Genomic DNA, 15757 nt, shown 5'->3' on the forward strand with positions numbered 1-15757 from the left:
TTATTTTTTGGTATTTCTTTCTATGTAATTAATAATGCTTTTAGCAATGTTTTTACCTGTAGCATTTTCAATACCTTCCAAACCAGGACTAGAGTTAACTTCTAGTAATAAAGGACCTCTGTCCGATTGTAGCATGTCAACACCACATACTGGTAGCTTCAATGCTTGTGACGCTTTCATTGCAACGCTTAATTCAGCTTCACTTAATTTAATAATTTGTGCATTTCCACCACGATGTAAATTAGATCTAAATTCACCTTCTTTACCTTGGCGTTTCATAGCTCCAACAACTTGACCGTCAACTACAAGTGCACGTAAATCAGCACCTTTAGCTTCTTTTATAAATTCTTGAACAATTACTCTAGCTTCCAAGCCATTAAAGGCTTCTAAAACAGATTCGGCAGCATTTTTGCTTTCAGCTAACACAACTCCTAAACCTTGTGTGCCTTCTAATAATTTAATAATTACTGGCACGCCACCTACATGTTCTATAACTTCTTCAACGTCTCTAGAGTAGTTTGTAAAAACCGTTTTTGGCATTCCAATTCCGGCTTTACTTAATCTTTGTAAACTTTTAAGCTTATCTCTAGATCTTAAAATAGCTTCAGAAGATGCTGTTGTAAAAACATTCATCATTTCAAATTGCCTTACCACAGCGCAACCATAAAAAGTTATTGAAGCACCAATACGTGGTATAATAGCATCTACATAATCTAAATAACGATCTTTGTAGTAGATGGTTGGTTTTTCTTTTTCAATAATAATATCACATTTTAAAGGATCTATTATTTCTATTTTGTGGCCTCTATTTTCGCCTTCTTCAACTAAACGGTCTGTGGAGTATAAGTTAGCGTTTCTAGATAAAATTACAATGTTCATTTATTTATTATAGTTAAAGGATTGGTTTTGTATATCGACATCTACTAAAAATTTTCGTTTTAAAAACTGTCTACCAATTAAAACCGGAAATCTCATATCGTCTCTTGTGCTTAAAGTTAAGTTAATCTTGTATGTTTTACCAAAAAAAACAACATCTGTTTTTATTTTATAACGGTTTTCTACAAAACCATTGCTGCTTTTTACATCAGTAAAAGTGTAATCTTTAAAAACTTTAGTTTTACTATTAAAATTAGGATGACCTTTGCTGTAAAATGTGCAATGTAAGCCATCTTCTTTAACTTCTACCAGAGAGCAGTGTATTGCAGACGTGTAAGCACCTGTATCTATTTTGCAGTCTATTTCAAAAAGATCTAACACTGGAAAGTTAATTTTGTCTGTTCTTCCTATGGTTTTTTTTGTCATGTGTAAAGTTTAAAAAGAGGTGCAAGGTACTAAATAACTAAGCGTGATTAATTTATTTTTAGGTTAAAATTTAGCCGATAAAGGTTAAGTTGTTTTTAAATAATTACCTTTGAATAACTATCAATTTTCTTCGATTTTAAAGTGTAAGATGAGTCAAACTTCTTTAGATGTACAACTTAAAACCCTTCCAGAATCACCTGGAGTTTATCAGTATTTTGATACAGAAGGTACAATAATATACATTGGTAAAGCAAAAAATTTAAAGAAGAGAGTAAGTTCGTATTTTACAAAAACTCACGAAAATGGTAAAACTAGAGTTTTAGTAAAACGTATTGCTAACATTAAACACATTGTTGTACAGACAGAAACAGATGCGCTTTTATTAGAAAACAACCTAATTAAAAAACATAGACCACGTTATAATGTTTTACTAAAAGACGATAAAAGCTACCCATGGATTTGTATAAAAAAAGAGCGCTTTCCAAGAGTATTTAGTACAAGACGCTATATAAAAGATGGAAGCGAATATTTTGGACCTTACACCAATATTAAAACGGTTTATACCTTATTAGATTTAATTAAAGGCTTGTATCAAATTAGAACATGTAATTATGATTTGGCTGAAAGCAAAATCGAGTCAGGAAAATATAAAGTATGCCTAGAGTATCATTTAGGGAACTGTAAAGGACCTTGCGAAGGTTATGAGGATGAGGAAAGTTATAACCAAAACATAAAGGCAATTAGAGAAATTTTAAAAGGAAATTTTAAAGAGTCTTTAGGCGAATTTAAAGCCCAAATGAGCCAATATGCGCAAGACATGCAATTTGAAGAAGCTCAAAAAATTAAAGAAAAAATTCAGGTTCTAGAAAACTATCAAGCCAAATCTACTATTGTAAACCCTAAGATTAGCAATGTGGATGTGTTTTCCATAGTTAGTGATGCAGGTCATGGCTATATTAACTTTTTGCAATTATCATATGGGTCAATTATTAGGTCACATACTTTAGAGATTAAAAAGAAGTTAGACGAAACTGATAAAACCTTACTAGAATTAGCAATTGTAGAAATCCGAGCACGTTTTAACTCAAGGTCTAAAGAAGTTTACGTACCTTTTAAAGTAGATTTAGGTCAAGATATAAAAGTAACTATTCCACAATTAGGAGATAAAAAACATATCTTAGACTTATCCGTTAGAAATGCCAAATATTACAGATTAGAGCGTTTTAAACAAGTAAAAATTACAGATCCAGATCGTCATGCTAATCGTATCATGGCACAAATGAAGGTGGATTTGCGATTAGGTGAGGAGCCAAGACATATCGAGTGTTTTGATAACTCTAACATACAAGGGACAAATCCAGTAGCAGCTTGTGTTGTGTTTAAAAACGGAAAGCCTAGTAAAAAAGATTATCGTCACTTTAATATCAAAACAGTAGAAGGTCCTGATGATTTTGCCTCAATGGAAGAAGTGGTATTTAGACGCTACAAACGTTTGTTAGAAGAAAAACAACCTTTACCACAATTGATAATTATTGATGGAGGAAAAGGGCAATTATCTTCAGCTTTAAAAAGTTTAGATGCTTTAGGGTTAAGAGGAAAAATAGCCATTATAGGAATTGCAAAACGATTAGAAGAATTATTCTATCCAGACGATCCAATTCCCTTATATTTAGATAAAAAATCAGAAACACTAAAAATAATACAACAATTACGTAATGAAGCCCATCGCTTTGGGATAGAGCATCATCGTAACAAACGAAGCAAACAAGCATTAAATACAGAAATGGAAACCATTCCTGGTATTGGAGAAAAAACAATTGTAGAATTATTAAAAGTATTTAAGTCTGCAAAGCGAATTTCAAATGCTAAAATTGACGAGCTAGAAGAGGTTGTCGGAAATTCTAGAGCAACAAAAATTTATAATTATTACCATAAAGAATGAAACAGATATACATTATAATTGTAACATTATTAGCGTTAAGTACAAATCTTAACGCGCAAGAAACACAAGCTGCAGAGCCAAAGGTTGGGCTAGTCCTAAGTGGTGGTGGTGCCAAAGGTTTTGCTCACATTGGTGTTTTAAAAGTTGTAGACAGTTTAGGGATTAGGGTAGACTATATTGCTGGGACAAGTATGGGAGCAATTATTGGGTCACTTTATGCTTCAGGATATTCAGGTAAACAATTAGATTCTATTTTTAAAGGCGTAAATTTTGATGACATTTTAAATGATAATATCCCAAGATCAGCTAAGTCAACTTATGAAAGAGAAATTTCAGAAAGATACGCAATAACACTACCCTTTGATCATCTTAAAGTAAAGCTGCCAACAGCATTATCCAAAGGGCAAAACACCTTTAATTTATTAACAAAATTGTTGCTTCATGTAAGTAGTGAGGATGACTTTTCTAAATTACCAATACCTTTTTTCTGTATTGCTACAGATGTAGAAACAGGTCAGCAAGTTATTTTAGATAAAGGTAATTTACCACAAGCAGTTAAAGCATCCGGAGCTTTTCCTTCATTATTTCAACCAGTAGATATTGATGGTAAATTGTTAATCGATGGTGGTGTTGTAAATAATTACCCAATAAAAGAGTTAAAAGCAAAAGGCATGGATATTATTATTGGTGTAGACGTGCAAGATGGATTAGCCAATAGAACAGATCTGTCTTCAGCACCACAAATTTTATTTCAGATAAATAATTTTAGAACCATTAATGACATGAAAATCAAGTCTAAAATGACTGATATTTATATTAAACCAGATATTTCTAAATTTAATGTCGTGTCTTTTGACGACGGAAATCAAATAATTCACAATGGAGAAGTTGCTGCAAAAAAAGAAATAGATGTTTTAAAACAATTAAAAGCAAAGCAACATTACACACCAAGTAAAAAGCAAACAGACCTGTCTCCAGATAGTTTACAAATTAATTATATAGAAACTAACGGAATAGATAAATACACAAGATCTTACATCCTAGGAAAATTAAAAATCAGACCTTACAGCAAAATTTCATACAACGACCTATCAGAAGGCGCTAACAATATTGTAGCAACCAATAACTTTGATAGCTTTTTTTACGAGTTAAAACCAGAACAAGACAATACTTATAAGATAATTACCAATGTGTCTGAAACTAAAAAAGCAACCTTTTTAAAATTAGGATTACACTACGATGATTTATATAAAAGTGCAATTTTGGCCAACATAACTAAAAAGCAATTTTTATTAAAAAACGATGTAGTGTCAATGGATTTTATAATAGGTGACCACGTTAGGTACAACTTGGATTACTTTATAGATAAAGGGATATATTGGAGTGTTGGTTTAAAATCAAGGTATAACGAGTTTAGTCAGGGCATTGTAGCTAACGCATTTTTAACACCAACACAAATTAACACAACAGGTGTAAATAAAATAAATGCCGAGCTCTCAGACTTTAATAACCAAGTTTACCTACAAACCCTTTTTAGAAATGATTTAGTATTGTCACTAGGTGTTGAGCATAAAAAATTAAGAGTAAAAACCGAAACTATTTTATCCTCAGAAGATGAAAAAGAAACACTATTTGAAAACAGTAACTATGTCAGTCTTTTTGGAGAATTAAAATACGATACCTACGATAGTAAATACTTCCCAACAGAAGGCGTGCTTTTCTCTGCGCAAGGTAATCACTATGTGTATTCCTCAGATTTTTCAAGCACATTTTCTCCATTTACAATTCTAAAAGCAGAGTTAGGATATGCTTTCAAAGTATCAGATAAATTATCATTTAACTTAGTCACAGATGGAGGATTTAAAATAAACCCTAAAGCAAATCGCTTTTTAGACTTTGTACTAGGTGGTTATGGTAATAATTTTATCAATAATTTTAAACCCTTTTACGGATACGATTTTCTGTCCATAGCAGCAGATTCTTACATTAAAGGAGGCGTAAGTTTAGATTATCAGTTTTTACCTAAAAATCACATAATGGTAGCAGCAAACTATGCCAATGTAGAAGACAGGTTGTTTGATGGTACAGATTGGTTTTCATGGCCAGAATATTCAGGATACGCAGTAGGTTATTCGTTTGAATCCTTCTTGGGTCCCATAGAAGCTAAGTATACCATCTCTCCAGAGACTAAACAAAGCTATTGGTTTTTTAACTTAGGGTATTGGTTTTAATTGGGCGTTTTGTACTTAAACCTTTAAGGGTTTAAATACAACCAGGTCATCCATTATATCTTTTTTTGCCATATATGGCAGCAAAAAAAGGATGCCATTACTACCCTTAACGCAAGGTTAGGCGCAACGGTCTCTTTTTTCAATTTAAAAACACTTCCTAAACTCATAAAATTTTACGATATTTGTTACACTATGAAGACAATTTGGAGCGATTTATTATCACATTTAAAATTCTTGATTAAGCGTAATCCAGAGTGATCTTTCTTCCTTGTTAAGCATTTAGTAAAGCGTCACAAGTTTCTTAGACGTTATTTTTTTCAATTTAAAACTATAACAAAATGCCATTTTATCATAAACTAGGAAAAATACCACCAAAAAGACACACACAGTTTAGAAAAGCGGACGGGACATTGTACGCAGAACAGTTATTTGGTACCATAGGATTTGACGGTATGTCAACAAACTCCTATCACGAGCATAGACCAACACAGGTAAAGGAAATTAAAAAACAATACAGTGTTGCACCAAAAATTGCTAAAAAAAACCACATACAATCCTACCGTTTAAAAGGGTTTCAAGTCAAACCAGAAAACGATTATTTACAATCTCGTAAAACAGTACTTATAAACAGCGATTGTAGTATCATTTTAGCAGCACCAAAACAATCAACAACAGATTATTTTTATAAAAATACAGACGCAGACGAGCTTATTTTTGTCCACAAAGGTACCGGAAAACTGCGCACACACTTAGGTAACCTAGACTTCAAATACGGAGACTATCTTTTAGTACCAAGAGGTGTAATTTATAAAATGGATTTTGACACTGAGGATAATCGTTTGTTTATTGTCGAGTCTAAAAGACCAATTTACACACCCAAACGTTACCGTAATTGGTTTGGACAATTATTAGAGCATTCGCCATTTTGCGAACGTGATTTAAGACAACCACAAGAATTAGAAACACATGACCAAAAAGGAGACTTTTTAATAAAAGTTAAAAAGCAAGACGATATTTTTGAAATGGTTTATGCAACACACCCTTTTGATGTTGTAGGTTATGACGGTTACAACTATCCATATGCGTTTTCAATCCATGATTTTGAGCCCATAACAGGACGTATCCACCAACCACCACCAGTGCACCAAACTTTTGAGACAGATGCATTTGTTGTTTGTAGTTTTGTGCCAAGACTGTACGATTATCATCCAGATAGTATTCCTGCACCTTACAATCATAGTAATATAGATAGTGATGAGGTATTGTATTACGTTGACGGAGATTTTATGTCTAGAAACGATATTGATGCAGGACATATATCCTTGCATCCAGCAGGAATACCACATGGTCCACACCCAGGAGCAACAGAGCGTAGCATTGGGAAAGTAAAAACAGACGAGCTAGCAGTAATGGTAGACACGTTTAAACCATTAATGGTCACTGAGGAAGCACTTAAAATAGCAGACGAAGACTATTACAAATCGTGGCTAGACCATTAAAATTAAAAAAGATTTCAAAACAATAATTAATTAAGATCGAATTAAAAATTCAAGAATTTTAAAAGACTACTAAAGTGTTATTTAATAACCACATAATCTTTTGTTCTTGTTGCTATATTCTTTCTTCTATATAAAGTATTATGAGTAAAAAAGAAGTAAAATCAGTAGACTACGGTTTAGAAAAAATATTTGAAGGTGCACAAGATTTCTTGCCACTTTTAGGAACAGATTATGTAGAGTTTTATGTTGGTAACGCAAAACAAGCAGCGCATTTTTATAAAACAGCATTTGGTTTTCAATCTCATGCATACAGAGGGTTGGAAACAGGATCAAAAGATTCAGTAAGTTATGTGTTAAAGCAAGACAAAATCCGTTTAGTATTAACAACACCATTAAACAGTAAGTCACCAATTAACGACCACATTGTAAAACATGGTGATGGTGTAAAAATTGTGGCATTATGGGTAGAAGATGCTAGAAAATCTTACGAAGAAACTACAAAACGTGGTGCAAAATCATACATGGAACCAGTCGTTGAAAAAGACGAATTTGGTGAAGTAATAAGAGCTGGAATTTATACTTACGGAGAAACAGTACACATGTTTGTAGAGCGTAAAAACTACAATGGACAATTTTTACCAGGATTTGTAGAGTGGAAAAGCGACTATAATCCAGAGCCAGTTGGATTAAAATACATTGACCACATGGTTGGTAATGTAGGTTGGGGAGAGATGAATACTTGGGTAAAATGGTATGAAGACGTTATGGGATTTGTTAATTTCTTATCTTTTGATGACAAGCAAATCCATACAGAATATTCTGCTTTAATGTCCAAAGTAATGAGTAATGGTAATGGACGTATCAAATTCCCAATTAACGAGCCTGCAAAAGCTGCAAAAAGATCTCAAATAGAGGAGTATTTAGACTTCTACGAAGGATCAGGAGTACAACACATTGCAGTAGCAACGGATGATATTATTAAAACAGTATCTCAGCTTAAAGCAAGAGGTATCGAGTTTTTACCACCACCACCACAAGCGTATTATGACGATATACCAAACCGTTTAGGTGTGCATATGGAAATGATGAAAGAAGATATCAGTGAGCTTCAAAAGTTATCAATTATGATTGATGCAGATGAGGAAGGCTATTTACTTCAAATTTTCACAAAACCAGTAGAAGATAGACCAACACTGTTTTTCGAAATCATACAGCGTATGGGAGCACAAGGTTTTGGGGCAGGAAACTTTAAAGCGTTGTTTGAATCTATTGAAAGAGAGCAAGCTAAACGAGGAACACTTTAACAAAATTTTATAGTTTAGTAACAAAAAAATGCCATCAAATACTCAGATGGCATTTTTTTGTTTTATACTTTTGGAATAGTAATTGTATTATAAGTTATAATATAATCTGTAACTTAAAAATTAAGTTATATAATTACAATAGTTATGAAAAAACAAATACTTATAATATTAGCAATATTTACCGCTAGCATGTCTTTTGCTTTCCAACAAGAACCTGCTTTTAAAGATGGCGAATGGTTTAAATTTAAAATGAGCTATAGTGGTTGGATGAAAGCTGGTAACGCTACCCTTCAAGTAAAGGAAACTACACTTAACGGAAAACCAGTATTTCATGTCGTTGGAAAAGGTTGGACAACCGGAATGATTAAATGGTTTTTTAAAGTAGAGGATCGTTACGAAAGCTATTTTGATAAAAACACAATTTTGCCTTACAAGTTTATCAGAGATATTGATGAAGGTGGACACAAAAAAAATATCGAAATCGAGTTTGATCAAGCCAATAAAAAAGCGCTAGTTTATAACAAAAAACACGATACAAAAAAGACACTTACAACAAAGCCAAATGTACAAGATATGGTGTCTACGTTTTATTATTTAAGAAATAAATTAGATACAAGTACACTTAAAGTTGGTGACGAAATTAAATTGGATATGTTTTTTGACGAAGAGAACTATGGTTTTAAGCTAAAATTTTTAGGAAAAGAAAATCTAAGTACAAACTTTGGAACTGTTGAAACACTTATGTTTAGACCATATGTAATGGCTGGACGTGTTTTTAAAGAAGAAGAAAGTTTAACGCTTTGGGTGTCTAATGATAAAAATAAAATACCTTTACGTATTAAAGCAGATTTAGCTGTGGGATCGTTAAGAGCAGATTTAGAAGCCTATAAAGGATTAAAGCACAGCTTCAAAATTATTGTAGACTAATTAAAGCATGAGTGTAGACCAAAAAATAACCAACCAGTTAGAAGATAAATATAACGCATTAGACCAAAATGTAAATACACATTTAGAGGGTTTATTGCATAGTAAGCCTATCGATTATTGGGACTACATTCAAACAGATGCGCTTTTAAACTTACAAGTACAACGCACAACCTTGCCTGACGAAATGGTTTTTTTGATGTACCATCAGGTAAATGAGTTGTTGTTTAAAATGATTTTGTGGGAGATTGATCAAGTCGCAAAAAAAGAAAATATAACAGCTTCTTTTTTTGAAACTAAAATCATGCGTATCAGTCGCTATTTTGATGTTTTAACGTCTTCGTTTACAGTAATGAAAGATGGAATGGATGTAGAGCAATACAATAAATTTCGTAATTCGTTAACACCTGCAAGTGGTTTTCAGTCTGCACAATATCGTAAAATTGAATTTGCTTCAACCGAGTTGATTAACCTTATTGACAATAGGTTTAGAGAAACTATAGATAGAAACACGTCTTTTGAGCATGCTTTTGAACATTTATATTGGCAAGCAGCAGGAAAGGATTATAAAACAGGCAAAAAAAGCTATACATTAACAGTTTTTGAAGCCAAATACAAAGACGAATTTATTAGATTTGCAGAATTCTATAACACACATAACTTGTGGACAATCTTCAAAAGTTTACCACAAGATGTTAAAGAAGATAAAGATTTAATCAAAGCAATGCGTCATTACGATTACACAGTAAATATTACTTGGGTAATGGCACATTATAACACTGCAAATCACTATTTAAATATTGGTGGAAAAACTGCAGAAGCAACAGGAGGAAGTGAATGGGTAAAATACATGCATCCAAAGTATCAAAGACGAATATTTTTTCCAGATTTATGGAGCAAACAAGAATTACAAGATTGGGGCAAAAATGTTTAATATTACTAGCTTTTGCTTTAGTAATAATTAGTTGTAAAAAAGAAGATAAAACACCAATAGATACTGTTTCGGTTATTGAACCTGAAGAGGTTTATGAGTTTGGTTTTAAACTTAACGATTATGTTGTTAAGCGTGATACCATTAGAAAAGGTGATAGCTTTGGCGAAATCCTGCAGCGCAACCAGATAGATTATTCTAAAATATTTCAAATAGCACAACAAACAAAGGATAGTTTTGATATTACACGATTGCAAATCGGAAAACCTTACACCTTGTTGTGTTCAAACGATTCGCTTCAACAACCAAAATGTTTTATATATCAACCTACTAAAACGGACTATGTTGTAATCAATTTTCAAGATTCAATTCATGCCTATTCAAGTACTAAGCCTATAAAATTTGTAGAAAAAGAAGTCTCAGGTGTTATCGAGTCTAATATATCTGAAGCTTTTGCAAAGCAAGGTAAAAGTGTATTATTAGCTTATAAAATGTCTGATATTTATGCTTGGACGATTGACTTTTTTAGACTTCAAAAAAACGATAAATTCAGATTAATTTATACCGAAAAATATATCGATGACAGTATTTATGCTGGAATTGATAATATTAAGGCAGCATACTTTCAGCACAACGGAGAAGATTTTTATGCATTCGAATTCGAAACAGATACAGTTAAAGGGCTTAAAGATTATTTTACCGAAGACGCAAAAAACTTAAGACGTGCCTTTTTAAAAGCACCTGTTGAGTATAAACGTATTTCTTCCAGATATAATTTAAACCGTAGAATTGCTTTGTATGGTAATCGCGTAAGACCACACAAAGGGACGGATTTTGCAGCTAATATTGGTACACCAATTAGAGCAACCGCAAATGGGACTGTAATTGAGTCTGCAAAACGTGGCGGAAATGGTAACTATGTAAAAATTAAACACAACTCAACCTACAGTACGCAATACTTGCACATGAGTAAGCGTAAAGCTAAAGTAGGCGATTTTGTTAAACAAGGAGATGTTATTGGTTATGTAGGTATGACAGGTAATACATCTGGACCACATGTCTGTTATCGTTTTTGGAAAAACGGAAAACAAGTAGATCCATTTAAACAAAAATTACCAGAAGCCGAAGCGATTTCGGATAGCTTAAAAGCTAAATATTTAAAATTTGTAAAACCACTTAAAACACAATTAGATGGGATTGAATTTATCCTTCCAATTGACGAAAATCAAATTTTAGATATCCAAGAAACGTCTAAAAACTCAATAACTTATACTAAGTAATGGCATTACCTTCAATCAACCCGACGACCACTAAAGCTTGGAAAAAATTACAAGCACATTTTGAAAACGTAAAAGGTTTAGAAATGAAAGATTTGTTTGCTCAAAATAATGATAGAGCAAACCAAATGGCCATTAATTGGGAAGATTTTTATGTAGACTATTCTAAAAACAGAATTACTTCTGAAACTATTAACTTACTACTAGAATTAGCAGAAGAAACAAAGTTAAAAGAAGCTATTCAGTCTCAGTTTTCTGGAGAAGTCATAAATAAAACGGAAGGTAGAGAGGTGTTGCACACTGCATTGCGTGCTAAAGCTACAGATACTATTTTAGTTGAAGGCAAAAACGTTATGCCTGAGATTTTTGAAGTAAAACAAAAAATTGAAACATTCTCTAATCAAGTAATTTCTGGAGCACTAAAAGGATATACAAATAAAGCCTTTACAGATATTGTAAATATTGGTATTGGTGGTAGTGATCTAGGACCAGCTATGGTTGTGGAGTCGCTTCAGTTTTATAAAAATCATTTAACAACGCATTTTGTAAGTAACGTAGATGGTGATCATGTTAACCAAGTTTTAAAAACATTAAATCCAGAAACAACTTTATTTGTAATTGTATCTAAAACATTTACAACGCAAGAAACGTTATCTAATGCTAATACTATCAGAACTTGGTTTTTAGAGCATGCTAAACAAGAAGATGTTGCAAAACATTTTGTAGCAGTGTCGACTAATATTGAAAAGGTAAAGGCGTTTGGAATTGATCAAAATAATATCTTTCCAATGTGGAATTGGGTTGGTGGTCGTTTTTCGTTATGGAGTGCAGTTGGATTAACAATTAGCTTGTCGGTTGGCTACAAAAATTTTGATTCGCTTTTAGCTGGAGCAAATAAAATGGATACGCATTTTAAAAGCACAGACTTTGAACAAAACATTCCAGTAGTTTTAGCCTTATTAAGCATTTGGTATAATAATTTTTTTAATGCTGAAAGTGAAGCAGTAATACCGTACACACAATACTTAACTCAGTTTGCAACGTACTTGCAGCAAGGTATTATGGAAAGTAATGGTAAAAGTGTTGATCGTAATGGTGATCTTGTTAATTACCAAACAGGAACATTAATTTGGGGAGAACCAGGAACAAATTCGCAACATGCATTCTTTCAATTAATTCATCAAGGAACTAAATTAATTCCAGCAGATTTTATTGGTTTTGCACAGTCACTGCATGGTAATCAAGATCATCAGGATAAATTAATGTCTAATTATTTTGCGCAAACAGAAGCTTTATTAAATGGTAAAACAAAAGCAGAAGTTGAAGCAGAATTTGAAGGTCAAAACCTTTCAGTAGAAAAAATAAAAGAATTAACACCATTTAAAGTATTTGAAGGTAATAAGCCAACAAATACCATCTTCATTAAAAAGCTTACGCCAGAAAGCTTAGGTAAGTTAATAGCTATGTATGAGCATAAAATATTTGTACAAGGAATAATCTGGAATATATATAGTTATGATCAGTTTGGAGTTGAGTTAGGAAAGCAACTGGCAAATAAAATTTTAAACGAGTTTGATAATCAGGCTTTTGATAATCATGACGGTTCCACGTTAAATTTGCTTAATCTCTACAAAAAATTAAGGTAAGCATTGTTAAAAACTTTGTTTATTGTTTGATTTGATTTGTATTACGTAGTACTAAAAAGTATACGTAAATTGCATTGTGTAAATTTGTTAACATTAAGTTAATATTACAACTATAATTAGTCGTATTTTTGCACAAAATTTGAAACTAACAAATCATAATTAAACACAATGAAAAACACAATTAAAGTTATGTTTTTAGCAGTAACACTTATGTTTACTGCATTTACTATGGCTCAAAGTACTGTTACAGGAACAGTTATGGATGCCGATTTAAACTCACCACTACCTACTGCTAGTGTTGTAGAGAAGGGTACTACAAATGGAACTACTTCTGATTTTGATGGAAATTTTACTTTAAAAACTAAATCGCCTTCTGGAGTTATCGAAATTTCTTATGTTGGTTATGGTACAATTAGTATGCCATTCAACGGAGATACTAACTTAGGGAATGTATCTTTAAGTTCAGGTAATTCTTTGGATGAAATTATGATTATTGCATCTGTAGCAGTTGACAGAAAAACACCAGTTGCAGTGTCTACAATTAAAGCTAAAGATATTGAGCTAAAATTAGGAACTCAAGAATTTCCAGAAATATTAAAATCTACACCAGGAGTTTATGTAACTAAGCAAGGTGGTGGTTATGGAGATAGTAGAATTAACCTTAGAGGATTTAACTCAGAAAACGTTGCTGTAATGATTAACGGTGTTCCAGTTAACGATATGGAAAATGGAGCTGTTTATTGGAGTAACTGGGCAGGTTTAGGTGATGTAACATCTACTATGCAAGTACAAAGAGGTTTAGGAGCATCTAAAGTAGCAGTAGCTTCTGTTGGAGGTACAATTAATATTATTACTAAAACTACTGACGCTGAAGAAGGTGGAAGTTTTGGTACAAGTATCGCTAATGATGGATATTTCAAATACGGAATGACATATTCAACAGGTTTAAGCGATAAAGGTTTTGCAGCAACAGTTAGTGCTTCAAAAATTTCAGGTGATGGTTATGTTGACGGAACAGAGTTTTCAGGATATAATTATTTTCTTAGTTTATCACAACAAATAAACGAAGCTCACAGATTATCATTTACAGCTTTTGGTTCTCAACAAGAACACGGTCAACGTTTTAATCGTTCTACAATTGAAGAATTACAAGATACAGATTCAGGACCGCAAAAAGCAAATAGAGATTGGGGTTATAAAAACGGAGAAGTTTATCACCAATCGTATAACTTTTACCACAAACCACAAATGTCCATAAATCACTTATGGAATATAGATGATAATTCAGCTTTATCTACAGCAGTATATGCTTCTTTTGGTTCTGGTGGAGGACGTAGAGATGAAGGATCTAAAATTGGATCTGATGATTACAGAATTGGTACTTCAGGTTTACAACCTATCGATTTTGATAAAATAGTTGCAGAAAATCAAGCTAATGGAGTAAATGGTTCTAGTGATATTATTTCTTCTTCTAGAAACTCTCACGAATGGTATGGTGTATTATCCACGTATAAAACATCTATCAATGATAAATTAACATTATCAGGAGGTTTAGACGCACGTTATTATGTTGGATCACACTGGTACCAAGTGGATGATTTATTAGGAGGTCAATTTTTCTTAGATAATGAGACGGATACATTTGCTTTTGGACAACCACTTAAAGTAGGAGATAGATATAATAAAGATTACGACGGTGTTGTTAATAGATATGGTTTGTTTGCACAAGCAGAATATCAAGTTTCTGAGAAATTAAATGTGTTTATGGCTGGAGATATTTCTAACAGTAACTATAAGCAAAGAGAATACATGAACAATACTATATTTGGTAGCAGAGAGTCTGATGCAGTTGATTTTTCTGGTTATGGTATTAAAGGAGGTGGTAACTATAACTTAGACATAAACAATAATGTTTTTGTAAATGTTGGTTATTTCTCTAAAGCGCCATTTTTAGATGATGTATTTTTAGATGAAGATGGAATTGTTCCAAATGGAGGAGCAGTAAACGAAAAAGTATTTAGTGCAGAGTTAGGTTACGGTTTCCGTAGCGAGAAATTTAGTGCAAACGTAAACGTGTACCATACTAAATGGTTAGACAAATCTCTTAACGGTTCAATTGGTACTGGAGATAACTTATTTTTCTACAACTTACAAGGGATCGATGCTTTACACCAAGGTGTTGAGGTTGATTTTAGATATAAAGCAAATGACAATATTACTTTAACAGGTATGGCTTCTTTAGGAGATTGGCAATGGAAAAGTAATGTATCAGCAATTATTAGAGATCAAGCAGGAGATGCAATTGACGTTGTAGAAGTTGTTGCAGATGGAATTAAAGTAGGTGATGCTGCTCAAACTACATTCGCTTTAGGTTTAGATTATAAATTAGCTCAAAAATCTAATATTTATGTTGATTATAACTTTGCAGGTGACAACTATGCTTCTTATGATGTAACAAACAGAGGGAGTGCAGATTTACCAGATGTATGGGAAGTGCCTGATTTTGGATTATTTGATGTTGGTTTAAAACATGGTTTTGCAATCGGATCTTTTGATGCAACTTTAATAGGAAAAGTAAATAATGTTTTCAATACAGAGTATGTTTCTGATGCTAATGACATCGATGGTACTGCTTTAAAAGCTCAAGTATATTATGGAGCTGGTAGAACTTACAGTGTAGCATTAAAAGTTAATTTTTAAA

General features: G+C 32.5%; 11 protein-coding genes. 9 read left to right on the forward strand and 2 right to left on the reverse strand.

Translation table 11 applies throughout. The annotated features are described in order from the left end of the window. Nucleotides 1-879 (reverse strand): 30S ribosomal protein S6--L-glutamate ligase, encoded by an 879-nt coding sequence (rimK, locus tag JM82_RS14575; protein ID WP_145005641.1) that lies wholly within the window; start codon nt 877-879, stop codon nt 1-3. Beyond that, nucleotides 880-1302 (reverse strand): ATP-dependent zinc protease, encoded by a 423-nt coding sequence (locus JM82_RS14580; protein ID WP_145005644.1) that lies wholly within the window; start codon nt 1300-1302, stop codon nt 880-882. A 148-nt stretch (nt 1303-1450) separates the two neighbouring features. On the opposite strand from JM82_RS14580, the gene uvrC reads away from it, so the two are divergent. The 9 genes from uvrC to JM82_RS14625 all read left to right on the forward strand — a co-directional run bounded on the left by uvrC (nt 1451) and on the right by JM82_RS14625 (nt 15756). Then, the gene (gene uvrC / locus JM82_RS14585; RefSeq protein ID WP_145005647.1) at nt 1451-3244 is read left to right on the forward strand and encodes an excinuclease ABC subunit UvrC; all 1794 of its coding nucleotides are present in this window, start codon (nt 1451-1453) and stop codon (nt 3242-3244) included. After that, on the forward strand, nt 3241-5475 hold the full coding sequence (locus JM82_RS14590; protein ID WP_145005650.1) for a patatin-like phospholipase family protein: 2235 nt from the start codon (nt 3241-3243) through the stop codon (nt 5473-5475). The genes uvrC and JM82_RS14590 overlap by 4 nt, the downstream gene beginning before the upstream one ends. Before the next feature lie 338 nt (nt 5476-5813). Continuing rightward, the gene (locus JM82_RS14595; protein ID WP_145005653.1) at nt 5814-6974 is read left to right on the forward strand and encodes a homogentisate 1,2-dioxygenase; all 1161 of its coding nucleotides are present in this window, start codon (nt 5814-5816) and stop codon (nt 6972-6974) included. Nucleotides 6975-7114: 140 nt separating this feature from the next. Continuing rightward, complete coding sequence (gene hppD, locus JM82_RS14600; protein ID WP_145005656.1) at nt 7115-8278, forward strand: 4-hydroxyphenylpyruvate dioxygenase; 1164 nt, start codon at nt 7115-7117, stop codon at nt 8276-8278. A gap of 144 nt (nt 8279-8422) precedes the next feature. Beyond that, nucleotides 8423-9205, forward strand: a complete 783-nt coding sequence (locus JM82_RS14605) for a DUF3108 domain-containing protein (RefSeq protein ID WP_145005659.1) — start codon at nt 8423-8425, stop codon at nt 9203-9205. A gap of 7 nt (nt 9206-9212) precedes the next feature. Then, complete coding sequence (locus JM82_RS14610; protein WP_145005662.1) at nt 9213-10136, forward strand: tryptophan 2,3-dioxygenase family protein; 924 nt, start codon at nt 9213-9215, stop codon at nt 10134-10136. Further along, nucleotides 10094-11413, forward strand: a complete 1320-nt coding sequence (locus tag JM82_RS14615) for a M23 family metallopeptidase (protein WP_145005665.1) — start codon at nt 10094-10096, stop codon at nt 11411-11413. Before JM82_RS14610 ends, JM82_RS14615 begins: the two co-directional genes overlap by 43 nt. Beyond that, nucleotides 11413-13056 (forward strand): glucose-6-phosphate isomerase, encoded by a 1644-nt coding sequence (gene pgi, locus JM82_RS14620; RefSeq protein WP_145005668.1) that lies wholly within the window; start codon nt 11413-11415, stop codon nt 13054-13056. Before JM82_RS14615 ends, pgi begins: the two co-directional genes overlap by 1 nt. A gap of 168 nt (nt 13057-13224) precedes the next feature. After that, entirely contained in the window at nt 13225-15756 is a 2532-nt protein-coding gene (locus JM82_RS14625; RefSeq protein ID WP_145005671.1) for a TonB-dependent receptor, read from the forward strand. The last annotated feature ends 1 nt before the right edge of the window (nt 15757 follow it).

The sequence above is a fragment of the Olleya sp. Hel_I_94 genome (genome assembly GCF_007827365.1).
Taxonomy (GTDB): Bacteria; Bacteroidota; Bacteroidia; order Flavobacteriales; family Flavobacteriaceae; genus Olleya.